The 22295-nt window shown below is 58.3% G+C and carries 24 protein-coding genes; 16 read left to right on the top strand and 8 right to left on the bottom strand.

Translation table 11 applies throughout. The features are described from left to right. Nucleotides 1–39: 39 nt before the first annotated feature. Entirely contained in the window at nt 40–1356 is a 1317-nt protein-coding gene (locus tag ABJM03_RS13130; RefSeq protein ID WP_348418183.1) for an HlyC/CorC family transporter, read from the bottom strand. 70 nt (nt 1357–1426) lie between these two features. On the opposite strand from ABJM03_RS13130, the gene ABJM03_RS13125 reads away from it, so the two are divergent. Continuing rightward, complete coding sequence (locus tag ABJM03_RS13125) at nt 1427–2245, top strand: metallophosphoesterase (protein WP_348418181.1); 819 nt, start codon at nt 1427–1429, stop codon at nt 2243–2245. Here the strand turns inward: ABJM03_RS13125 and ABJM03_RS13120 are convergent. The 3 genes from ABJM03_RS13120 to ABJM03_RS13110 are packed head-to-tail and all read right to left on the bottom strand — an operon-like array spanning nt 2182 to nt 4928. After that, nucleotides 2182–3126, bottom strand: coding sequence for a site-specific tyrosine recombinase XerD (locus ABJM03_RS13120; RefSeq protein ID WP_348418200.1), 945 nt, complete (start codon nt 3124–3126; stop codon nt 2182–2184). The two genes, ABJM03_RS13125 and ABJM03_RS13120, sit on opposite strands and share 64 nt — an antisense overlap. Before the next feature lie 29 nt (nt 3127–3155). Further along, complete coding sequence (locus ABJM03_RS13115) at nt 3156–4772, bottom strand: hypothetical protein (RefSeq protein ID WP_348418180.1); 1617 nt, start codon at nt 4770–4772, stop codon at nt 3156–3158. A 3-nt stretch (nt 4773–4775) separates the two neighbouring features. Then, nucleotides 4776–4928, bottom strand: coding sequence for a hypothetical protein (locus tag ABJM03_RS13110; RefSeq protein ID WP_348418178.1), 153 nt, complete (start codon nt 4926–4928; stop codon nt 4776–4778). A gap of 78 nt (nt 4929–5006) precedes the next feature. Here ABJM03_RS13110 and ABJM03_RS13105 point away from each other — a divergent pair, with 78 nt between their 5' ends. Together ABJM03_RS13105 and aroB are read left to right on the top strand one after the other, a co-directional pair. Continuing rightward, on the top strand, nt 5007–5603 hold the full coding sequence (locus tag ABJM03_RS13105) for a shikimate kinase (RefSeq protein ID WP_348418176.1): 597 nt from the start codon (nt 5007–5009) through the stop codon (nt 5601–5603). After that, complete coding sequence (gene aroB / locus ABJM03_RS13100) at nt 5596–6702, top strand: 3-dehydroquinate synthase (protein ID WP_348418174.1); 1107 nt, start codon at nt 5596–5598, stop codon at nt 6700–6702. Before ABJM03_RS13105 ends, aroB begins: the two co-directional genes overlap by 8 nt. A gap of 93 nt (nt 6703–6795) precedes the next feature. On the opposite strand, the gene ABJM03_RS13095 is transcribed toward aroB, so the two are convergent. Further along, nucleotides 6796–7308 (bottom strand): single-stranded DNA-binding protein, encoded by a 513-nt coding sequence (locus ABJM03_RS13095; RefSeq protein WP_348418172.1) that lies wholly within the window; start codon nt 7306–7308, stop codon nt 6796–6798. A gap of 217 nt (nt 7309–7525) precedes the next feature. Between ABJM03_RS13095 and ABJM03_RS13090 the strand changes: the two genes are divergently transcribed. Next, nucleotides 7526–8131: a lytic transglycosylase domain-containing protein gene (locus tag ABJM03_RS13090; RefSeq protein WP_348418171.1), complete on the top strand. Its 606-nt coding sequence runs from the start codon at nt 7526–7528 to the stop codon at nt 8129–8131. 175 nt (nt 8132–8306) lie between these two features. Then, a complete protein-coding gene (locus tag ABJM03_RS13085; protein ID WP_348418169.1) occupies nt 8307–8726 on the top strand; it encodes a hypothetical protein in 420 nt (139 codons plus the stop codon). On the opposite strand, the gene ABJM03_RS13080 is transcribed toward ABJM03_RS13085, so the two are convergent. From ABJM03_RS13080 to miaA, 3 genes are all read right to left on the bottom strand, one after another. After that, nucleotides 8723–9079 (bottom strand): DoxX family protein, encoded by a 357-nt coding sequence (locus ABJM03_RS13080; protein ID WP_348418167.1) that lies wholly within the window; start codon nt 9077–9079, stop codon nt 8723–8725. The genes ABJM03_RS13085 and ABJM03_RS13080 overlap by 4 nt on opposite strands. Nucleotides 9080–9137: 58 nt before the next feature. Continuing rightward, entirely contained in the window at nt 9138–9926 is a 789-nt protein-coding gene (locus tag ABJM03_RS13075) for an AraC family transcriptional regulator (RefSeq protein ID WP_348418165.1), read from the bottom strand. A 165-nt stretch (nt 9927–10091) separates the two neighbouring features. Then, nucleotides 10092–10988, bottom strand: coding sequence for a tRNA (adenosine(37)-N6)-dimethylallyltransferase MiaA (gene miaA, locus ABJM03_RS13070; RefSeq protein WP_348418163.1), 897 nt, complete (start codon nt 10986–10988; stop codon nt 10092–10094). A gap of 119 nt (nt 10989–11107) precedes the next feature. Between miaA and pyrH the strand changes: the two genes are divergently transcribed. The 11 genes from pyrH (at nt 11108) to lpxI (ending at nt 22291) form a co-directional block, all read left to right on the top strand. Then, nucleotides 11108–11836 (top strand): UMP kinase, encoded by a 729-nt coding sequence (gene pyrH, locus ABJM03_RS13065; RefSeq protein WP_348418161.1) that lies wholly within the window; start codon nt 11108–11110, stop codon nt 11834–11836. Between the two features lie 221 nt (nt 11837–12057). Next, nucleotides 12058–12624: a ribosome recycling factor gene (gene frr / locus ABJM03_RS13060; protein ID WP_348418159.1), complete on the top strand. Its 567-nt coding sequence runs from the start codon at nt 12058–12060 to the stop codon at nt 12622–12624. A gap of 89 nt (nt 12625–12713) precedes the next feature. Further along, the gene (gene uppS / locus ABJM03_RS13055; protein WP_348418158.1) at nt 12714–13466 is read left to right on the top strand and encodes a polyprenyl diphosphate synthase; all 753 of its coding nucleotides are present in this window, start codon (nt 12714–12716) and stop codon (nt 13464–13466) included. A 25-nt stretch (nt 13467–13491) separates the two neighbouring features. Continuing rightward, nucleotides 13492–14286 (top strand): phosphatidate cytidylyltransferase, encoded by a 795-nt coding sequence (locus tag ABJM03_RS13050; RefSeq protein ID WP_348418156.1) that lies wholly within the window; start codon nt 13492–13494, stop codon nt 14284–14286. 3 nt (nt 14287–14289) lie between these two features. Further along, the gene (gene dxr, locus ABJM03_RS13045) at nt 14290–15462 is read left to right on the top strand and encodes a 1-deoxy-D-xylulose-5-phosphate reductoisomerase (protein ID WP_348418154.1); all 1173 of its coding nucleotides are present in this window, start codon (nt 14290–14292) and stop codon (nt 15460–15462) included. A gap of 4 nt (nt 15463–15466) precedes the next feature. Further along, nucleotides 15467–16819 (top strand): RIP metalloprotease RseP, encoded by a 1353-nt coding sequence (gene rseP, locus ABJM03_RS13040; RefSeq protein WP_348418153.1) that lies wholly within the window; start codon nt 15467–15469, stop codon nt 16817–16819. 401 nt (nt 16820–17220) lie between these two features. Beyond that, nucleotides 17221–19578 (top strand): outer membrane protein assembly factor BamA, encoded by a 2358-nt coding sequence (bamA, locus tag ABJM03_RS13035; RefSeq protein WP_348418151.1) that lies wholly within the window; start codon nt 17221–17223, stop codon nt 19576–19578. A 3-nt stretch (nt 19579–19581) separates the two neighbouring features. Continuing rightward, complete coding sequence (locus ABJM03_RS13030) at nt 19582–20190, top strand: OmpH family outer membrane protein (RefSeq protein ID WP_348418149.1); 609 nt, start codon at nt 19582–19584, stop codon at nt 20188–20190. 69 nt (nt 20191–20259) lie between these two features. Further along, on the top strand, nt 20260–20730 hold the full coding sequence (gene fabZ, locus ABJM03_RS13025) for a 3-hydroxyacyl-ACP dehydratase FabZ (protein ID WP_348418198.1): 471 nt from the start codon (nt 20260–20262) through the stop codon (nt 20728–20730). Continuing rightward, nucleotides 20730–21509 carry an acyl-ACP--UDP-N-acetylglucosamine O-acyltransferase gene (lpxA, locus tag ABJM03_RS13020; protein ID WP_348418147.1) on the top strand — a complete coding sequence of 260 codons (780 nt, stop codon included), beginning with the start codon at nt 20730–20732 and terminating at the stop codon, nt 21507–21509. The genes fabZ and lpxA overlap by 1 nt, the downstream gene beginning before the upstream one ends. Continuing rightward, nucleotides 21506–22291 (top strand): UDP-2,3-diacylglucosamine diphosphatase LpxI, encoded by a 786-nt coding sequence (gene lpxI / locus ABJM03_RS13015; protein ID WP_348418145.1) that lies wholly within the window; start codon nt 21506–21508, stop codon nt 22289–22291. Before lpxA ends, lpxI begins: the two co-directional genes overlap by 4 nt. Nucleotides 22292–22295 lie beyond the last annotated feature (4 nt).

The raw sequence follows: 22295 nt of genomic DNA, 5'->3' as shown, positions 1-22295 counted from the left end.
AGCGCCGTGGTCGCCACCGGTTATGTCGGTACGAAGGGCTTAGAGCGCACGCATCTTGAGCTGTGTGATACGGTTCCCTTCACGGGCCAGAACCTCAAAGCGGAAGCCGTGGAACAAAAACACCTGACCTTGGGTCGGGATCATCTGCGCTTCGTGGATGACAAGCCCTGCAACGGTGTTTGCCTCATCGTCTGGCAGGTTCCAATCATTGGCGCGGTTCAGGTCACGGATCGTCATCGCCCCGTCAATCAGATATTGGCCTTCGGCGTCTGTCTTGATGGCATGCTCGGCCAGCGGGTCGAATTCATCGGTGATCTCGCCGACGATTTCTTCAAGGATATCCTCGAGGGTGATCAACCCTTGCAGGGAGCCGTATTCATCCACCACCAGCGCAAAATGCGTGCGCCGGTGCAGGAACTGACGCATCTGTTCATCCAGCGTCGAGGTTTCGGGCACAAAATAAGGCTCCATCGCGACCTCGGCGATGTCAAAAGTTTTCAGCGCTGCGGCATCGCCATCGGGCCCGCCGATAAGTTTGTACATCGCACGCAGCAGGTCCTTGGCGTGAATGACGCCGATGATGTTCTCGGGGTCATCGCGAAAGACGGGCAGGCGGGTGTGGTTGGAGCGCAGGCATTGCTCAAGGATATCACCGGGCGCGTCTTCGGCGTTGATCATCTCGATGCCCGAGCGGTGAAGCATGATTTCCTCAACCACGCGTTCGCGCAAATCGAGCGCCCCGAGGATACGGTCGCGGTCTTCTTTCTCGACCACGCCTTCGGAATGGCCCAGTTGTAGCGCACCTGCGATTTCTTCGCGCACGGCGAGGATGTTACTGTCAGGATCAACCGCGACGCCTAACAGGCGCAGCATTGAGCGCACCAGCAGCCGCACGATGGCGACCACGGGCGAGAAAACCTTGACCACCACGGCAATGGGCCACGATACATGGGCCGCCGCACGTTCCGCGTTGGTGATTGCATATGTCTTCGGCAGCACCTCTGCAAAGATCAGCACGAGTAGCGTCATGACCAGCGTGGCCAGCGGCACGCCGCTTTCGCCAAAGGCTGCGGTAAACATCGAAGTCGCAAGCGAGGCGGCGAGGATGTTCACCATGTTATTGCCCAACAGGACCGATCCGATCAGCCGCTCGTTATCTTCGGTGATGCGCAATGCGCGCTTTGCGCCCGATGATCCTTTATCTGCCTGCGTGCGCAATTTCCCGCGCGAAGCGGCGGTCAGTGCGGTTTCGGATCCGGAGAAGAACCCCGACAGAACGATTAGAAACAGGATGATGGCAGAAGTGGTCCAATAGCCCGCGTTCGAGATTTCGGCCGTTGCCTGTGGCAATTCCATGTGGGAACCTCTTAATTGTCAGTGCATATGTTATGGAGCGCGAACGGGGCGCATTCAAGGAGGCCAGAGGATGAAACACCACGATTTAGGGATCATCGAGGGCGATGTTTTGCTGTTTGGCGGCCCCTATAGCAATCAACAGGCGCTTGATGCGTTATTTGCACGGGCAGGTGAGGCGGGTATCTCGCCCGAACGGATGATTTGCACCGGTGATGTGGTGGCCTATTGCGGGGCGGCGGTTGGCTGTGTGGAGGCTGTGCGCGCTTCAGGCTGCGCGGTGGTTGCGGGCAATTGCGAAAAACAACTGGCGGCGGATGCGGATGATTGCGGCTGCGGATTTGAAGAAGGCAGCACCTGCGACCGGCTTAGCGTGGCATGGTATGATTTCGCCCGCAATGCGCTGGATCAGGACGCGCGCGCATGGATGGGAGATTTGCCCGACATTGTCAGCTTTACCCACCACGGCAAACGCTATGGCGTGGTGCATGGCGGCGTGACCGATGTGGCAAAATTCATCTGGGAGACAGATGAAGAGGCTGTATTTGCCCGCGAATGGGCCGCGCTGGAGGCGGTCGCCGGACCAGTGGATGCCGTAATTGCAGGACATTGCGGCGTGCCGTTCTTGCGGCACACGGCGCGGGGGGCGTGGATGAACGCAGGTGTGATCGGGATGCCGCCCCATGATGGCTCTGCACAAACCCGCTTTGGCGTGCTTAGCAAAGGGCAGCTGCGGGTCGAGCATTTGATCTATGACGCCAAAGCGGCAGCGCAGGATATGTCGGCAGCGGGTCTACCTATGGATTACGCCCGCGCATTGGAAAGCGGCTATTGGCCGTCCGAAGATATCTTGCCAGAGGCTTTGCGCGTGGCGGTGTCTGACAGGGGGTGATGGTCAAGCACCAGCTGGGACAGACGCGCCTCAAGGACATGGGTGTAGATTTCGGTCGTGGCGACATCGGCATGGCCCAGCATGGTCTGGATGGCGCGTAGGTCAGCACCCCCAGCAAGCAAATGGGTGGCAAAGGCATGGCGCAAGGTATGCGGAGTCACCTTGGAGGGATCGACGCCGCCCGCCATGGCGATTTCCTTGATCAACAGGTAGAAACGGTGCCGGGTCAGATGACCCTCCTTGCCGCGCGAGGGGAATAAGAACCGCGAGGCTTGCTGTTTGCGGGCCAGCTTTGCTTCCTCTGTCGCATCCCGAATGGTAATCCAGGTGGCCAACGCATCGCGGGCATCTGGCGATAGCGGCACCATGCGTTCCTTGCCGCCCTTGCCAAGGATCAGCAGCAGGCGCGGATCCCCGCGGGCGGCCATCACAGGCAGGCCAACCAGCTCGCTCACCCGCATGCCGGTGGCATAGAGCAGCTCCATCAGGCAGGCATTGCGGGCGCGGTCGGCTTGGTTGCGGCCATGATCGCGGGCTGCCTCCAGCAGATGATCGACCTCTTCGATAGAAAGAACCTTGGGAAGGCGTTTTTCCTGACCGGGGCCGCTGATTTGCAGGGCGGGGTTATCGCTGCGCAGGCCTTCTTCAAAGGCAAAGCGGTACAATTGTTTAACTGCGGAAAGTCGTCTTGCGCGGGTGGACCGTGCGAGGCCTTGGGCGTCGCAATAGACAAGGTATTCTTCCACATGCGCGCGCTTGACCGCATCGAACTCAAGGCTGCGTTGCGCCAGCCATGCATCAAAATCCTTCAGGTCGCGGCCATAGGCCAGCAGCGTATTCGTCGCGGCCCCCAACTCGGCGGCTTGGGCCTCGAGAAACATGGAAATCCATGACGAAGGCGCGCGTAGGGTCACGTATCGCGTTCCTGCAACAGGATTTGCAATGAGGCGCGGCGCGCGGTGTCCTCTAACCCCAAAGCACGCAGCGTGCCCAAAGCATCGCGCAATGCGCGGCTGTCACCGCGGGCACCGTCACGCAGGGACTCAAGCGTACGCAACAGGGCTTCTCCCAAGCGTTGGTTTTTGGCCATGTCGATCCAGTCGCTGCGCGGGGTTGGTGCGTTGAATGCGTCGAATACCGCACGCGGCAAGGCTTGGGGTGGTGGATCATTGCGCAGGGATTGGGACACCTCGCCAATGGCCACGGCCCGCAGCAAGCTGTTGTCGACCCCTGCAAGGGTAATTGGTGCCAATGTCTGCGATGCGGTCTCATACTCAGGCGACAGCAGTCCCATACGGGCCGCGATAGGGGCGGCGGCGCCTGTCAGGTCAAGGTCCTTGAGGCGGTCATAAAACAGGGTGGAAAAGCTCACTTCAAGCTCGGCGCGCTTCATCTCGCCCCATGCAAAGGGCAAGGATTTGGAAACTGTTTCGACATCGCCTTCCTGTAATGCGGTATCAAGGCTTTGTATTGCGCGCACATGATCCCAGATCCCGCCCGAGGCGGCGGCCTTGCGATTGGTATAAAGGCCAAGCAGGCGGTTGTCGGGCAAGGCACCCGTGCGGGTCAGCCGTTCAGCGGCCTCAAGCTGGGATTTCCAGCCGGCGATATCGCGCAGATCGGCCACAGCATAGGCGCGGGGCAGCGGGCTGGTGGGCAGTGGCTCTCCGATGGTTTCGAACAGGCGAAAGGTAAGCGGGTCAATCTTGCGCGGTACGGGCAGTGGATCGGCGTCCTCGAACAGATCAGGGTTCAGAAACCGGTCCAGCACGGCCAATGTATCACGCGGCAAAAGATCCAGCGCCTGCGCTGAGCCAAAGGTAAGCGCAGCCGTGTCCCAATTGCCCGAGCGCGCATCGCAAAATATCCGCAGCGCAGTGTTTTTGCTTAGATGGGGGCCGCGTGACAGCGCACCACAGGCAGTGTCTTCGGTACCTACCAGTAGCGCCAGATCGGCCCAAAGATCAAAAAGCTCTGGCGAGGTATCGGCATTTGCCTGCTCGGCTAACGCCAGTGCAGGATCCACGGCGCCGAGGCTCATCAATTTGCGCATTCGGGCGAGGGTTAGCCTGTCTTGGTCTTTGGGACCGCTGACAGGGGGCTGTGCTTCGGTAAGAAGCAAGGTGAACAGCAATGTATCGCCCGCAGGCAGCCCCAAATCGGGCAGTGAGTTGATTTGTTTCGCCACCTCGTCGGGATCGCTGCGCGCCCAGAGGTCGGGCGCTATGCCGGTCAACTCGGGTGGGGCGAGGCCCACGTTTTGTGCGGGACCTGCGCCCAATGCGCTGGTGGTCACCTTTGGTGCCGTGCCCGAGCGGGCCACAGCGGGTTCTTTGATTTTTGGCCGTGCGGGTGCAGCAGGTGCGGCAACCCGTGGGGCACGCGGTAGCTCGGCTGTGGGAACGGGATCTTCCAGCCAGTCAATGACAGACAACGGGCCTGCGGTTTGTGCCTGGATTGCATGTGGCGCAGACAGGCACAGGCCGATTGCCGTTGCGCAAAGCAAAGGCCAAAACTGCGGTGTCATGGTTTATTGCCCCTGCAAGGTAACAGGCAGACGGATTTCCTGCGTGTCGGGGGCAAAGTCGATGCCAAGCTTGGGCGCGATATATGCAAAGCCCACGAGCCCGATGAACCCCATAACTGCGAGTATAAACAGGAACTTGAATAGTTTTCCTAACATTCGTATTTTGCCCGATCTGCCAATATTTTTTTAAACTATATATGGCCTTTCCCACAAGATCACGTCATTCAAGGAAAAATGAGTGAAATAGATACAACCACGGCTAACATCCGCCGATCAAACGGCAGCTTCCGTCTGAAAAAGACGGTGGCGCTGGTGGGGATGATGGGGGCTGGCAAGACGGCAGTGGGCCGTGCGGTCGCATTGAGACTGGGCGCGCCTTTTCTGGATAGCGACGCCGAGATCGAGGCGGCGGCGAATCTTTCGGTGCCTGAAATTTTCCAACGCGACGGCGAGGCGTTCTTTCGTAAACGCGAAACCGAAGTCATCCGCCGTTTGATGGAAACCCAGCGGGTGATCCTGTCAACGGGCGGCGGTGCCTTTCTGGCACCGGCCAACCGCGAAACAATAGCCGACAAAGGTGTGGCTGTCTGGTTGGATGCGCCGCTCGAGCTGTTGTGGAGCAGGGTCCGGCACAAGGATACGCGCCCGTTGCTACGCACACAGAACCCGCGCGCCACGCTGGCGGGGATTTTCGAGGCCCGCACACCGGTGTATAAATTGGCCGAACTGCATGTGAAATGCGCGGCGAGCCTGTCGATAGAGGCCATGGCCGAGCGTGTCGTCGACGTCTTGCTCACCCGGCCCGATGTTTTGGAGAAGATAGATGGCTGAGCAAGTGCATGTTAATCTGCCGGGCCGCGAATATGTCGTAGAGATCGGTGAGGGGCTGCTGGGGCAGGCGGGTGCCTATGTGGCGCCACTATTGCGCCGTCCCCGGGTGGCTGTAATCAGCGATGAAACCGTGGCGGGACTGCATCTTGAGACCTTGCGCGCCGGATTGGCGGCTGACGGGATCGCGATGGAGGCGCTTTTGCTGCCTCCCGGTGAGGCGACCAAATGCTGGGATGCGCTCACCCGCTGTGTCGAGTGGCTGCTGGATCAGCAGATCGAGCGCGGTGATGTGGTTGTGGCCTTTGGCGGCGGTGTGATTGGCGATCTGGTAGGGTTTGCGGCTTCGGTGCTGCGGCGCGGGGTGCGTTTTGTGCAGATCCCGACCTCTCTGCTGGCGCAGGTCGACAGTTCGGTTGGGGGCAAAACAGGCATAAACACGCGCCACGGCAAGAACCTTGTGGGCGCGTTTCACCAGCCGTCTTTGGTTTTGGCCGATACCAGCGTGCTTGGCACGTTGGAGCCGCGTGATTTTCTGGCGGGTTATGGCGAGGTTGTGAAATACGGCCTGCTGGGGGATGCCGCATTCTTTGACTGGCTCGAAGCGCAAGGACCAGCCTTGGCAGCGGGCGACAGCGCTGCGCGGATCGAAGCGGTGCGTCGCTCGGTCCAGATGAAAGCCGACATCGTGATGCGCGACGAGACCGAGCAGGGCGAGCGTGCACTGCTCAACCTTGGCCATACGTTTGGTCATGCTTTGGAGGCCGCGACGGGGTATTCCGACCGCTTGTTGCACGGCGAAGGTGTTGCCATTGGCTGTGCCTTGGCGTTTGAGCTGTCTGCGCGCATGGGTCTATGCGCCCAAGAAGCCCCGAGCCGCGTGCGCGCGCACCTGCGCGCCATGGGCATGAAGGTTGATCTACGCGACATTGATGGTGAGCTGCCAGATGCCGAGGCGCTGCTGGCGCTGATGGGGCAGGACAAGAAAGTCGTTGAAGGCCAGCTGCGGTTTATTCTGGCGCGCGCGATTGGCGATAGCTTTGTCACCGGCGAAGTGGCGAAGGCGGATGTTTTGACGCTTTTGACGGATGCCTTGGCGTAGCGTTAACTCGGCAAGGTTTCTACAAAAGAAAAGGCGAGGGCTAATACAGCCCCCGCCAAAGTAATATCAAAGTTCAGGCAGGATCATGTCGCCTTAGAACGGGATTTCATCATCCAGATCACGCGCGCCGCCGCCGCCGCCGCCTTGGTTGCCGCCGCCCGAGGATTGGCCGCCGCCGTAACCGCCACCTTGATCATAGCCGCCACCGGCACCCGGATCGCTGTAGCCGCCGCCCATGCCACCGCCGCCGCCATCGCGACCGTCAAGCATGGTCAGCGTGCCGCCAAAACCTTGCAGCACAACTTCGGTCGAGTAGCGGTCAGCGCCGGATTGGTCCTGCCATTTGCGGGTCTGCAATTGCCCCTCGATATACACTTTCGAGCCCTTCTTGAGGTATTGCTCGGCGATGCGCACCAGCCCGTCGTTGAAGATCGCGACAGAGTGCCACTCGGTCTTCTCGCGGCGTTCGCCGGTGTTCTTGTCTTTCCAGTTCTCGGAGGTGGCGATGCGCAGGTTGCACACTTTGCCGCCATTCTGAAAGCTGCGCACTTCGGGATCGCGCCCCAGATTGCCGATGAGGATTACTTTGTTCACTGAGCCGGCCATGCTGCTCTCCTTGTTGGTGACGTATCTATCATGCAGGTCATGTGCCGAATCTTGGCCATACCTTATCGGCGTCTTTATAACGGGAACGCAGGGTAGGGACACGGCAATTTGACCCGATTTCAGGACAGTTGGCCATAGGCGTGCAACAAACTCTGGTCACAGGATAATTGTTTGGTATAGTCGCCGAAATTTTACGACCTTGCGGTCAGGGGGCGGCATGCGCATTGTATTTGTTGGAGTGATTGCAGGCATTCTTGGCTTGGGGTCTCCTGTTTCTGCTGACATTTTTTCCTCGAAAAGCCGAAGCAAGCTATTCAATTCGCAGAAAAAACTGCTCGATACACGTGCGTCCAAGCAATACCATAGCTCTGCGCGGCTGCAGCCGCCAAAGGTCGTTACGCCCACTAAATGGGATGACGAGCTGGGGAATATTAAGGTCAAGAAATACCGCGGGCGGTATAACGGGCCGTTCCTTGAAATGGCACGCGCGGCTGCGAAACGACATAATGTCCCGCAGGATTTGTTTCTACGCCTCGTGAATCAGGAAAGCCGTTGGAACCACAAAGCGGTCAGCCACGCAGGTGCAATCGGTCTGGCGCAATTGATGCCCGGCACGGCAGCAGGCCTGCGCGTTGATCCGCATGTGCCGTCGCAAAACCTTGATGGGGGCGCGCGGTATCTGCGTGCGCAATACGAGACATTCGGTGATTGGCGTCTGGCGCTTGCCGCTTATAACGCGGGGCCCGGCGCGGTTAAGAAGTATGGCGGTATTCCCCCTTACAGGGAAACCAAGAACTACGTTCGTATTATCGCCGGTAAATAATACCTGCTGCTTCCCTGTTCGGGTTTCCTATAATTTCAATGCATAACAATGCCTTGTCCGTATTCGGGCAAGGACAGCGGTGAATGCCTTAAACGCTACCTCATTTTGCCCAAATCTGGCCCCATTAGGACTGCAAAAGTCAAAGGGTAACGAGTTAGTAGTTTAAGTGAGTGACATGAGCCAGGACGCCTTCCACCAGCGCATCGCACGGATCAACAAATACAACGGAACCGGGCGGGGTGCCATGGCGACGGCTGATGCCGGGACTGCGACCTCGATGTATAGCTCCCCTGCTTTGGGGAACCAAAGCGTCACAGTGCGCCGCAACATCAAACCGATGTTGATGGGTGCTGTGATGGGGATGCTGATCGGGACAGTGGCGGCAGGTCTGGAAAACCCTGCGATGCCTTGGGGGCCGGGGTTCGAGTATAACGAGATGATTGTGCTGCCTGTGCTTCTGGCCTTGTGTGCCGCGCCGGTCATGGCGATTGCGGCCAGCGCCATGCGTGCGCGTTTCCCCAAGCTTTTCGGTTTTAGCGCAGCTTATTTTCCTTGCGCTGTTGCAACGGCGATGTTGGATCTGCCGCTGTTCTAAACCTTGCGTTGCCGGGTGGCGATCATCAGCAGGCAACCGGCAATGGCCCAATTCTTGATCATGATGGATATTTGCCATGGATCCTGCGGGTTCAGGTGAAAAAAGCAGGTCAGTAGGCAATAGCCAGCAAGAACAAACCCCAGCGATCGCAATCTTAGACCCAGCACCAGCATCACCGCCGCGCAAAGGTTGAAAACCGCGAGGGGCCATACCAGAATCGGCGGTAAACCGGTGCGGCCCAACATCTCCATCACGGGCGTAGGGTCGATCACTTTTTGCACCGCACCCGCAAAGAATAGCAACGAGAGCAGCGCGCGACCAAGGCGATCAACCCAGATATCTGACTTTGGCATGCTTTTGATTTTCCGTCGTTGCAATCGGTCCGCTGCAGGTGGTCGCAGCGGCATCGGGTCAATGTGCCTGCGTCACTCTGCGCTTTTCAGGATCATTTGCACCCCGTAGATGGCTGGGGGATTGCCCGGTGTGTTGTTGTACAAAGCGCGTGAAATAAGCCGCGCTGCCAAAGCCTAGATGCTGGGCGATGTTGCGGGCAGGGTGGGTTGTGGCCTCTAGCAGGTTCCGCGCCGCATGGACGACCCGTTCGGTCAGCACATCTGCGGCTGTTTTGCCGGTGGCGGCTTTGACGACGCGGGACAGATGCGTCGGTGTGACCCCCAGTTCATCGGCGTAAAAACCTGTCGGCAAGCCCGAGCTATAGTGGCGCGAGACAAGCTGTGTGAATTGTAAGGATAACCGCTCGCCCGCGCTGAGGGGGGCAGGCACATGTTCATCCAGCACCATTTGACGGCGCAGCCAGACAGATATCAGCGCCATATGGGCTTCCAGTGCGTCCTGTGTCAGCGGACGGCCCATTGATTGCTCCCGTTGGGCGCTTTCAACAAGTCCGGTCATTTCCGATTGAACCAGCTTGTCACGGATGCGCAAATGATGCGGCCGATCGGGCAGGCGGATGGGGCTGCCGTCCGGGATGGTCAACACCTGTGCAAGGTTTTGCACGCCCGTCTCGATCGCAAAAAGAGCCCCTGCGGGGATGAACACTGCGTTATGAGGTCCCAAGCCGCGCAAGCGCCCGTCCAGCAACATCCGGCCTTGACCACGGGTGAACCAGATCAGCGTGTGATAGGGGCGGTCATGGGCAAGCTCGAGCTGCCAGCGTGCACCAGCGCTGAACTGGGACATTGAGCGTACCTGAAGGCCTGCGTCATTCATCCTAAACGTGTCCTGTGTTCTATTCAGGGCAGTGCATGCCCACCTTAGGGAGAATTTTTGCCAGCAGATGTTGGTAAAGTGCAAGGCCTTGTCTGGCGGAGGCCTTCTGATCGGCATGTCTCAGCGCGTGTTCGGCTAATCTTTGCCGGTCTCGGGGAGGGGAAGCTTGTGCCATGCTCCCATTTTGCTGCGAATCCATGTGCGCTGGCGTTTGGCATAGCGTCTGGTGGCAATGATAGCGGCCTCCCGGGCTTGCTCCAGCGTCAGATCGCCGCGCAGATAGGCCATCAGCTCGGGCACGCCGATGGCTTTATGGGCGGGCAGGGTCGGGTCGTAATGGGGCGCAACAGCGCGCACCTCGTCCAGCGCGCCCGCCTCCAACATCAGATCAAAGCGCCGTTCGATCCGCTCGTTGATCCAGTCGCGGTCTACATCGAGGGCAAGCGCGCAACATTGTTCAAGCGGCAGTAGCGGTGCGGGCGTTTCGGCCTGCCATGCCGCCAGCCCGCGTCCGGTTGCCGTATAGACCTCCCACGCCCGCTGGACCCGCGCGCGGTTGGCAAGGTCAAGGCCTGAGGCAGTGGCGGGGTCAAGCTGTTCAATCAATGTCTCGAGCGGTATGTCATTGGCCTGCGCCCGCAATTCCGGTGGCGTGGCGGGGATTTCGGCAAGCCCTTCGGTCAGAGCCTGAAAATACAATCCCGTACCCCCGACAATAATGGGGCGCAATCCGCCTGCTATGATCTCGGTGACCTCGCGGAGCCAATGGCCAGTGGAATAGGGGGCCTGATCGTCCAGATGACCGTAAAGCGCATGGGGCGCTTGCGCCACTTCATCGGCGTTGGGACGCGCAGAGATGACCTGCCAGCAGGCAAAGACCTGACTGGCATCCGCATTTACAATCACCCCGCCGCTTTCTTGCGCGATGCGCAGCGCCAGCGCCGATTTTCCCGAGGCCGTAGGCCCCGCAATCAGCACCGGTTGCGCAGGCGGGAGGCGGTTGAGCAAATTATCGCTGGCCGAGGGGGACATTTCTTTGCTTCCTAACTGCGCGCTGCATTGAACCTTGGCGCTATTTGCGACATTTTAGGGCAAAGCGAAAGTCTGCATCCCTGTAGCGCCCCTCCAAGTCCCCGAAAGGTCCCCCTCCCATGTCCGCATCTTCTCCTGCCAGCTTCAATCGTGTCATGCTCAAAATCTCCGGCGAAGCATTGATGGGGGACAAAGGGTTCGGGCTTAATCCGCCCACGGTCGAACGGATCGCAAAAGAAGTCAAATCCGTGCATGATCTGGGTGTCGAGATTTGTATGGTCATTGGTGGAGGCAATATCTTTCGCGGCTTGCAAGGCAGCGCGCAAGGGATGGAGCGGACCACCGCGGATTACATGGGCATGTTGGCGACTGTGATGAATGCGCTGGCCATGCAATCGGCGCTTGAGGCCGAGGGGATCCATACGCGCGTGATCTCGGCCATTACCATGAATGAAGTGGCCGAACCCTATATCCGCCGCCGCGCCGTGCGCCACCTTGAGAAAAAGCGCGTCTGCATCTTTGCGGCCGGTACGGGGAACCCGTATTTTACCACCGATACCGCCGCTGCCCTGCGCGCCAATGAAATGGCCTGCGAAGCGATCCTGATGGGTAAAAACGGTGTGGATGGGGTTTATGATAAAGATCCTGCAAAACACGCGGATGCCAAACGCTATGACACAGTGAGCTACGATGATGTGTTGGCCAAGCGCCTTGGGGTTATGGACGCCTCGGCCATTGCCCTTGCGCGTGACAACAACCTTCCGATTATCGTCTTCTCGCTGGATGAACCGGGTGGTTTCAAAGGTATCCTTGCCGGACAGGGCGCACATACCCGCGTTCAAGGCTAAGGTCCGAAAATATGGGCCGCGTGCTGTCGGTTCCGGTCGCGCGGCCAAGGTGTATAAGGCGGGATAACCCAGGTTGAAATGACGCTGACCATCCGCGTTTACCGCCGGAGAACATTTGTTTTCAATTCAGTTAAAGACAGCAGGGTGCAAAGGGCAGTTGTGAAAACACGCGCGCGGCGCTAAAACCCTTGGCTAAAGAAACAGATAGACAGGCAGTGCACATGTCAGAAGATTTTATGCTTGATACCGACGATCTGGAGCGCCGGATGCAAGGGGCGATTGCCGCCTTGCGGACCGAGTTCGCATCCCTGCGTACGGGACGGGGCTCTGCCTCCATGCTGGAGCCGGTGATGGTTGACGCTTATGGCTCAATGACGCCGATCAATCAGGTGGGCACGGTGAACGTGCCCGAGCCGCGCATGGTGACCATCAATGTATGGGACAAAGCGTTGGTCGGTAAGGTTGAAAAAGCCATCCGCGAAAGCGGTTTGGGCATCAACCCCCAGCTCAATGGCACGATCATTATGCTGCCCATCCCCGAACTGAACGAAGAGCGCCGGACGCAGCTGACCAAAGTGGCCGGTAGCTATGCCGAAAACGCCCGTGTGAGCATCCGCAATATCCGCCGCGACGGTATGGACCAGATCAAGAAGGCCAAAAATGACGGCGCAATGTCCGAGGACGACCAGAAAATCTGGGAAGACGAGGTGCAGGAGCTGACGAATAAAACCATCAAGGCCATTGATGACCAGCTGGACGCCAAGCAAGCCGAGATCATGCAGGTTTGATCCCGTTGTGCCCTGAAAGGGGCACAACACCCGTATACGGGTCCAGACCACTAGACAGATAACAGGCCTGACCGAATGCGAGCATATTCATGATTAAATCCTCCAAAAAGAAACATGAACCGCTGCCTGCGGCGTTACCCGGCGGGCCGGGTCATGTTGCGATTATTATGGATGGCAATGGCCGTTGGGCGACGCAACGCGGTCGCCCCCGGCTTTTTGGCCATCATGCAGGCGCGAAGCGTGTGCGCGAGGTCGTCGAAGCCTGCCCCGAGGTCGGGGTTGAATATCTGACGATTTTTGCCTTCTCGACGGAAAACTGGAAACGCACGCAGGTCGAGGTGGCAGGGCTGATGAGCCTGTTCCGCCGCTATATCACGAAAGAGACACGCTCGCTGAGCGAGTTCGGCGTGCGGGTGCGGTTTATTGGTGACCGTGTGCGGCTGGATGCCAAGCTGATCAAGCTGATGAACGAGCTGGAAGAAGCCACCGCCCATAATACCCGTGTGCATCTGACTATTGCGCTTAATTACGGGGGCCGTGATGAGGTGGCGCGCGCCACCAAACGGCTTGCGCAGGATGTGGCGGACCGCAAGCTGGATCCAGCAGAAGTGGATGAAGAAACGCTGCCAAAGTATTTAGATACTTGTGTTTTACCTGATCCTGATCTTGTGATCCGCACCAGTGGCGAGGCGCGGATCTCTAACTTTCTGCTTTGGCAATCCGCCTATGCGGAATATGAATTCATTGATACGCTTTGGCCGGATTTCACGCGCGAAGAGTTTGCACAGCTCTGCGCCTCCTATGGTAAACGTGATCGCCGCTTTGGCGCGGTGAAGACTTGAAGAACGCGCATCCGGGGAGGAAGCGATGAGTAATTCCGAAAAATGGTCCGATCTGGCAACCCGGCTGGGCTCTGCGGTGGCGATGGTGCTGGTTGGTGCCATTGGCATCTGGATGGGGGGCTTTGTCTTTCATCTCATGGTGGCGCTGATCTGCGGCATCATGGCATGGGAGCTGGTGAACATGGTTCATGGGGCACCGGGTAGCAATACTGCGCTGATGTTGGGGGCCGTGACGGGTGGGGCGCTTTTTGCGACGTATTATTTGCCGCCGGGCTTTGCTTTGCCGCTGTTGCTTGCGCCTGCATTGCTGGGGTTTGGCCAGCTTGAGCGCAACCGTACGATCTATATGGCTTATACGGCTGTGATCCTGATGGCGGGCTACGGGTTGATGGAGGTGCGCAATGAAATGGGCATCGGCTGGATGCTGTGGCTTGTTGTGGTTGTGGTCGCGACCGATGTGGTGGGATATTTTGCAGGACGCGCCTTTGGCGGGCCAAAGTTCTGGCCAAAGGTCAGCCCCAAGAAAACATGGTCAGGCACGGCCGCCGGTTGGGTCGGCGCGGCACTGGTAGGGCTTTTGTTCTCGCTCAACACCGATGCCAGTCTTCAGCTTATAGGTGTGTCTGTTGCGATCTCGATGGCGTCGCAGATGGGCGACATTGCCGAAAGCGGAATCAAGCGCAAGATGGGCGTCAAGGACAGCTCGAACCTGATCCCGGGTCACGGCGGGCTGCTGGACCGTTTTGACGGGATGCTGGGTGCGGCGTTGTTCCTGCTGCTGATCGGGCAGCTCATTGGCTTCCCGCCTGTGATAGGCTGATCCATGCGTAAAGTCAGTATTTTCGGTGCCACCGGTTCTATCGGGCAGAACACGATTGACCTGATCAAACGTGCGCCGCAGGAATATGAGGTGGTCGCCCTTACAGGGGCAAGCAACATCAAACAGCTGGCCACGGACGCTGTCGCGCTCAAGGCGCAGATTGCCGTTACTGCGGATGAGACACTGCTGGATGATCTGCGCACAGCGTTGCAGGGCAGCGATGTTCAGGCGGCAGCAGGCGCAACTGCGATTGTCGAGGCGGCACATCGCCCTGTGGATTGGGTCATGTCGGCGATTGTCGGTGCGGCGGGCTTGGCTCCCGGTCTTGCTGCGCTGGCACAGGGCTGCACGCTGGCATTAGCGAATAAGGAATCGCTGGTCTGTGCGGGGGGCCTGTTGTTGGACACGGCGCGGGCCCACGGGGCGAAAATCCTGCCCGTGGACAGCGAGCATTCCGCAGTTTTTCAGGCGCTGGTCGGCGAGCCGATGGATGCGGTTGAGCGGATTATCATTACAGCGTCAGGCGGCGCGTTTCGCGATTGGCCTATCGAGGATCTGGAGAACGCCACGCTAGCGCAGGCCTCGAGCCATCCCAATTGGGACATGGGTCAGCGGATCACCATTGATTCAGCTTCGATGTTCAACAAGGCGATGGAAGTCATCGAGACGCGCGAATTTTTCGGCGTTGATCCGGCGCAGATCGAGGTGTTGATCCACCCGCAAAGCATGATTCACGCGCTGGTGGGGTTTAACGACGGCGCATTGATGGCCCATGTGGGGCCTGCGGATATGCGCCATGCCATTGGATATGCGCTGCACCATCCCGCGCGGCGTCATCTACCGGTCGAGCGTTTGGACCTTGCGGCTATTGGCAACTTCGAGTTCCGCGCACCCGATGTTAGTCGCTGGCCAGCGCTGCGCATCGCACGCGAGGTCATGGCGCGGGGCGGTTTGGCAGGGGCTGTGTTTAACGCAGCAAAAGAGACTGCGCTGGATGGATTCATCGCCGGTCACCTAAAATTTACACAGATGGCGGACGTTGTGTCGCAGTGTCTGGAGCATATGGAAGCCGCCGGCAGCCATATTGATGCCACCATGACCCTTGATAACGTCCTGCAAACAGATCATCTGGCACGAAAGGCCGCACAGGCGGTCATCACAGGTAAGGCAGGGTAGAGCATTGGACTTCACGACACTCATACCGCAGTTTAGCGGATTCATCTGGACACTTGCAGCGTTTGTTATCGCGTTGTCGGTGATCGTCGCGATCCATGAATATGGCCACTATATTGTTGGCCGCTGGTGCGGGATCAAGGCGGATGTTTTCTCATTGGGCTTTGGGCCGGTGCTGTATTCGCGTTTCGACAAACATGGCACCAAATGGCAGATCGCGGCACTTCCTTTTGGCGGCTACGTAAAATTCGCCGGTGATGCCAATGCCGCATCCGGCAAGGATGAGGCTGCGATGGACGAAGCCGCCGCCGATCCTGAGCAGTTGCGTGCAACGATGCATGGCGCACCTTTGTGGGCGCGGGCGTTGACTGTTCTGGCAGGGCCTGTGTTCAATTTTGCTTTGTCGATCATTGTTTTCGCAGCAATCGCTCTGAGCCTTGGGACCGTGCGGGAGCCTTTGACGGTTGAGGCGATCAAACCTTTGCCGGTTCAGGTCGAGGGCCTGCAGAAAGGCGATATCTTGCAATCCATCGCCGGAGGCGACGTGCCACAGCCCGTGGGAAGCGTTGAATACCATGCGTTTATGGACGCGCTACCACTGGAGCCGGTGCTGGAATATACAGTCCTGCGCGATGGCCAGCTCCTGACCGTGGAGGGGCCGTATCCACAGCCTGCCATCGTGGGCGGTGTAGGCCCCGAAACCGCAGCGTTGGAGGCCGGACTGGAAACGGGTGATGTGATCACCGCCATCGACGGGCGCGAGACATTTGCCTTTCGGCAACTCAAAGACGCCGTTGAAGGCGGTGGTGGCGCGCCACTACTGTTGGATGTTTGGCGCGATGGCGAGACCTTGCAGTTCACGTTGGTGCCCAAATCCACCGATGAGCCGCAGCCCGATGGCGGATTCAAAAATGTGCTGCGCATCGGTATTTCGAGCGATAGCGCGATCACGGCTGCGACTGACACGCCGGGTCTGTGGGAGGCCGCACAACGTGGTGTGGCTGGCACATGGCGTATCATTACCGGATCACTTTCGGGCCTATACCACATGGTGACGGGGGCGATCAGCTCGTGCAACATGTCCGGCCCTGTCGGCATCGCCAAAGTGTCCGGCGCGATGGCAAGTCAAGGACCGGTCAATTTCATCAACTTCATAGCAGTGCTAAGCACGGCTGTCGGTTTGTTGAACCTCTTTCCGATCCCGGCACTGGATGGGGGGCATCTGACCTTCTATGCCTATGAGGCAGTCGCCGGTAAGCCACCAAGCGATAAGGCGCTGCGCATCTTGATGTCTATCGGGATCACGCTGGTGCTAAGCCTGATGGTTTTCGCACTCTATAATGACCTGTTCTGCCCATAAGGGCAGGATAGGGGCAAAGAAAAGGGCGGTGTAATTGCCCTTTTTTTGCCACATTTAATTCCCACCCCTGACACATTGTGATGCCAGATTACTGGTCGAACGTTTCTGTCACTCAGGGGGAGCATCCGTTGCAGACGATTTTTAAAGGCTACCGTGGTCTAAGCATTCTGATGGACCTGAACTGGGACCGGTTACTGTATATGTGCACAATGATCTTTGCCCTTTGCGCCGGGGCATATTTCGGCAGCCTGCACTAACAGGCGGCCAATACCCCTCCAATAAAAGGGTCCGCATACTGCGCGGGCCCTTTTGCGTGTAAAAAGGGGCCTGTTGGTTTTGACAAGCCAAGCCCTGACAGGTACTCAGTGGAAACGGTGTTTATAAAAAATTGGGCAAAAACCATGAACCTGGGGTCTTCGACGAGCGCGCCGCGCGCTTTTGGGCAGCATAGAAAAGCAAATACGGGCCTGAAAGGGCTGGCATTTTCTCTCCTGATAACAACGGCTTGGATCGCTCCTGCGCCCAAGGTATTTGCGCAGCAGTTTCAATTCAATACGGTCAGGATTGAAGGGAATGAACGCATTGGCGATAGCGCCATCCTGTCACAGGCCGGAATCGCGCGTGGTCAGGCCCTGAGCGCCGGACAGCTCAATGATGCGGTTCAGAAGCTGAATAATTCCGGCTTGTTCGAAAGCGTTGAGGTTACTCCGCAGGGAAACACGCTGACAATCTCGGTGGTCGAGTTGCCCACGATCAACCGCATTTCCTTTGAGGGGAACCGCCGGATTGACGATGACGCGCTGGCTGGTGTGATTGATTCGACCGCACGTCGTGTATTCAACCCGACCCAAGCTGAAAAAGACGCCAACTCCATCGCGGAAGCTTATTCCGCACAAGGGCGTATATCGGCACGTGTACAACCCAAAATCATCAAGCGCGACCAGAACCGCGTGGATCTGGTGTTTGAAATCTTTGAAGGTGAAAACATCGAAGTCGAGCGTCTGAGTTTTGTGGGGAACCGCAAATTCTCGGACCGCCGCCTGCGCCGCGTTTTGGGCACCAAACAGGCCGGTTTGTTCCGTGTCCTGATCCAGCGCGACAGCTATAACGCCGGCCGCGTCGAGCTGGACAAGCAAATCCTGCGTGATTTCTACGCCTCACGCGGCTATGTAGACATGCGGATCAACTCGGTGAACGCCAACCTCACCGAAGAGCGGGACGGCTATTTTATCGGGTTCAACATTCAAGAAGGCCAGCAGTTCCATTTTGGCGATATCTCTGTCACCTCCGAGCTGAACGGCGTAGATGCCGATCTTTACCGGAGCCTGATCAAAGTGAAGCCGGGGGTGGTCTATTCGCCCACGCTGGTTGATTTGGATATCGCACGGATCGAGCGTGAGGCCATTCGCCAAGGTGTTGACTTCTTGCGGGTGGAACCTCGTGTGACCCGCAACGAGCGTGATCTGACGCTCAATGTCGAGTTCGTATTGTCGCGCGGTCCACGCATTTTCATTGAACGGATCGACATCGAAGGCAACACTACGACCCTTGACCGTGTCGTACGCCGCCAGTTTGACAGCGTCGAAGGCGATCCCTTTAATCCGCGTGAAATCCGGCAGTCTGCCGAGCGTATTCGCGCGTTGGGATATTTCGAGAATGCAAACGTTGAAACCCGAGAGGGCAGTTCCGCTGATCAGGTTGTGATTGATGTCGATGTTGTCGAGCAACCGACAGGTTCGTTGAACTTCGGTGCGTCCTTCTCGAGTGGGGATGGCCCCGGTATCGCCGTTTCCTTTTCCGAGCAGAACTTTCTGGGGCGTGGTCAGCAGCTTTCGTTGAACGTTGCCACCGCCACCGAGGCACGCCGCCTTGAATTCCGCTTTACCGAACCATCTTTGCTGGCGCGTGATGTGGCCTTTAGCTTGGGGGCGAATTTCGCTGAAACGAATTCGTCAAACTCGACCTATGACACGTCCCGTTTCACTTTCCAGCCAAGCATTACCTTCCCTGTAAGTGAAAATGGCCGGCTTCAGTTGCGCTATACCGGCGAGCGGATCAAGGTTAAGCGGAACGACGACGATGACAACGGCGAGATCATTCAGGGCGATATCGACGCCGGTGCGCTGATTACCTCGTCGCTGGGCTATCAATACAGCTATGACACCCGCCGCACCGGTCTTGACCCGACAGCGGGCGTTTTGTTGCAGCTTAACCAGGACTTTGCCGGCCTCGGCGGCGACCAGACATATGTGCGTACGGTCGGTAGGGCCATCGGCGAGAAAAAATTCTTTAACGAACAGCTGACGCTGCGGGCTACCGCAGAGGCGGGGGCGTTGAACTTTATCTCGGGGACCAACCGTGCTGTGGACCGGTTTATCCTGTCGACATCACAGCTGCGCGGTTTTGAGCCGGGCGGGATTGGCCCTCGTGACGGGGAGTCGGACGAGAGCGATACACTCGGCGGTAACTTCTACGTTGTTGGTCGCCTAGAGGCAGAGTTCCCGATCGGTTTGCCAGAGGAATACGGCATCACAGGCGGTGTGTTCTATGATGTGGGTAACTTGTGGGATCTGTCCGACGTGGACCTGAATGGGGTGAGCGTTGATGGTGAAAATGGATCGTTCCGCCATGTAATCGGCTTTTCGATCTTCTGGGACACGCCTGTAGGGCCGTTGCAGTTCAACGTGTCCGATGCGATCCGCAAGGAATCTTTTGACCGCGAACAAAAGTTCGAAGTCACTATTCAAACGGACTTCTGATCCATGTGGCGCACCCTCATAGGTGCATGCGTTGCGCTCGCTGTGGTGGGCGCGACGCCGTTAGCTGCTCAGGGAACCCAAGCTGCTCCAGTGAACAGCGCGATCCTGACAATCGACAGCGAGCGGATGTTTCTCAATAGCGATTTTGGCAAACGCGTCGCACGCGAGATTGAGCAGCGCGGCACCGAATTGGCGGCAGAAAACCGCCAGATCGAGGCAGAGCTGGCAGATGCCGAGCAAGAGCTTACAGACCGGCGCGCGACGATGACGCCAGAGGCGTTTCGCCCCTTGGCCGATGCATTTGATACCCGTGTTCAGGAAACGCGGCGCGAACAGGCGGTGAAAACCCGCGCATTGAACGAGCTGTTGGGACAGGAGCGCGAAGCCTTCCTGCGGGCAGCTGGGCCTGTGTTGCAGGCCCTGATGGCCGAAGTGGGCGCGACTGTCGTACTCGAGCGTCGCACCGTCTTTATCAGTTCGAACGCTAGTGACATCACCGCCCGCGCGATTGAGCGGATCAACGCCACGCTGGGCGAGCAGGCCGAACAGCCCGCGCCCGAGCAAACCCCTGATGAACCTCAGGATGAGCAGGCCCCCGCATCTCAGGATTGAACCTGCGCGGCTTGCTCCTTTTTGCCGCAGTTGGTAGCACTGCGGATAAATATCATGAAAGAAACACCAATGACCCAAGAGCTTAAATCAGCCGATATCCAGACAATTCAGCGGATTTTGCCGCATCGTTATCCGTTCTTGTTGGTGGATAAAGTAACCGAGATCGACGGCACGCAATCTTCGGTCGGTTATAAAAATGTCACCATGAACGAACCGCATTTTCAGGGGCACTTTCCTGGCTCGCCGATCATGCCGGGGGTGACCATTGTTGAAGCGATGGCGCAGACCGCCGGTGTGATGATTGGTGTCGCCTTGGACATGATGGATCGCGACATGCTGATTTACTTCATGTCGATTGATAACTGCAAATTCCGCCGCAAAGTGATCCCCGGTGACGTATTGCGCATGGATCTGAAAACAGTTCGCGGCAAGCCGGGCGGCAAAATCTGGAAATTCTCGGGCGTGGCTACGGTCGAGGGCGAAATGGCTGCCGAGGCCGAATTCATGGCAATGCTGGATCTGCCCAAGGACGCCGGCTAATGCCCATTCACCCTAGCGCTGTCATCGAAGAAGGCGCGCAGGTTGATCCTTCGGCAATTGTTGGCCCGTTCTGTGTGATCGGGCCTCAGGTGCAGCTGGGGGCGAATGTTGAATTGAAATCCCATGTGGTGGTGAGCGGCCAGACAACCGTCGGGGCGGATACCATCATATTTCCGTTTGCGGTGATCGGTGAAATCCCGCAGGACCTTAAGTTCAAGGGGGAGACCAGCCGCCTCGAGATTGGCGCGCGCAACCGCATCCGCGAACATGTCACCATGAACTGTGGCACCGAAGGCGGCGGCGGTGTGACCCGTGTGGGCGATGATTGCCTGTTCATGGCAGGGTGCCACATCGCCCATGATTCCACGATCGGCAACAGGGTCGTCGTCGTCAATAATGCCGCAGTGGCAGGCCATTGTATCATCGAGGATGAGGTCATTATTGGCGGGCTGTCGGGCATCCACCAATGGGTCCGCGTGGGCCGCGGCGCGATCATCGGTGCGATTACCATGGTGACGCATGATGTCATTCCCTACGGGCTGGTGCAGGGGCCGCGGGGCCATCTGGATGGTTTGAACCTCGTCGGCCTCAAGCGGCGCGGGGTGGAACGCCGTGATATCACGGCCCTACGCGCGGCCTTTCAGATGCTGGCCCAAGGCGAGGGGACATTCCACGATCGCACGGTGCGTCTAGGTGACGAAACCGAAAGCGATTACGTGCGCGAGATTGTCGATTTTGTATTGGCTGACGCGGGCCGTCAGTTTCTGACGCCAAAATGACGCTGGCGCTGATTGCCGGACGCGGCGATTTGCCTGCTCTTGTGGCCGCTGCGTGCCCTGTTCCGCCGCTGGTTGCCCAGTATAAGGGCACAGATTTGTCAGGGCTGAAGGCGGATATAACATTCCGGCTTGAGACATTGGGAACCTTGTTAGCGGTGTTGAGTGATCGGGGCGTGACGCAGGTTTGCTTTGCCGGTGGTCTTGAGCGGCCTGCGCTGGACCCGTCAAAGATTGACGCGCGAACGGCGCCTATGGTGCCTGCCTTTCTCGAGGCGCTTGGCAAAGGCGATGACGGGGCGCTGCGTGTTCTTTTGGATATGTTCCGGAAAGCTGGGTTTGATCTGTTGGGCGCACATGAGATCGCACCTGAGCTGGCCGCGCCTCATGGAATCTACGGAACGGTCCAGCCCGATTTAGGAATGCAGAAGGATGCGGATATCGCTGCGGCGCATATTCGCAAGTTATCACCCCAGGACATAGGGCAGGCCTGTTTGGTCAGCGCGGGTCAGGTGATCGCGATGGAGGACTCGCGCGGCACGGATGCGATGTTGTCTGCGCTTGCTGCTGGTGCTGGCGGGATCCTGTATAAAGGTCCCAAGAGTGGCCAGACCCATAAGGTCGATTTGCCGACAGTTGGACCTGACACGCTACAAGCGGTTGCTGACGCGGGGCTGGGTGGTCTTGTGGTTGAACAGGGCACCACGTTGATCCTGCACAGGCCGGAATGCATCGCAGCGGCGGACCGGCTGGGCCTAGGTTTTTGGGCGCGGTCCACATCATGAGCCC

Origin of the sequence: Sulfitobacter sp. (assembly GCF_039977885.1) — a bacterium.
Taxonomy (GTDB): Bacteria; Pseudomonadota; Alphaproteobacteria; order Rhodobacterales; family Rhodobacteraceae; genus Sulfitobacter.
This window is presented reverse-complemented; position numbering and strand designations above follow the sequence as displayed.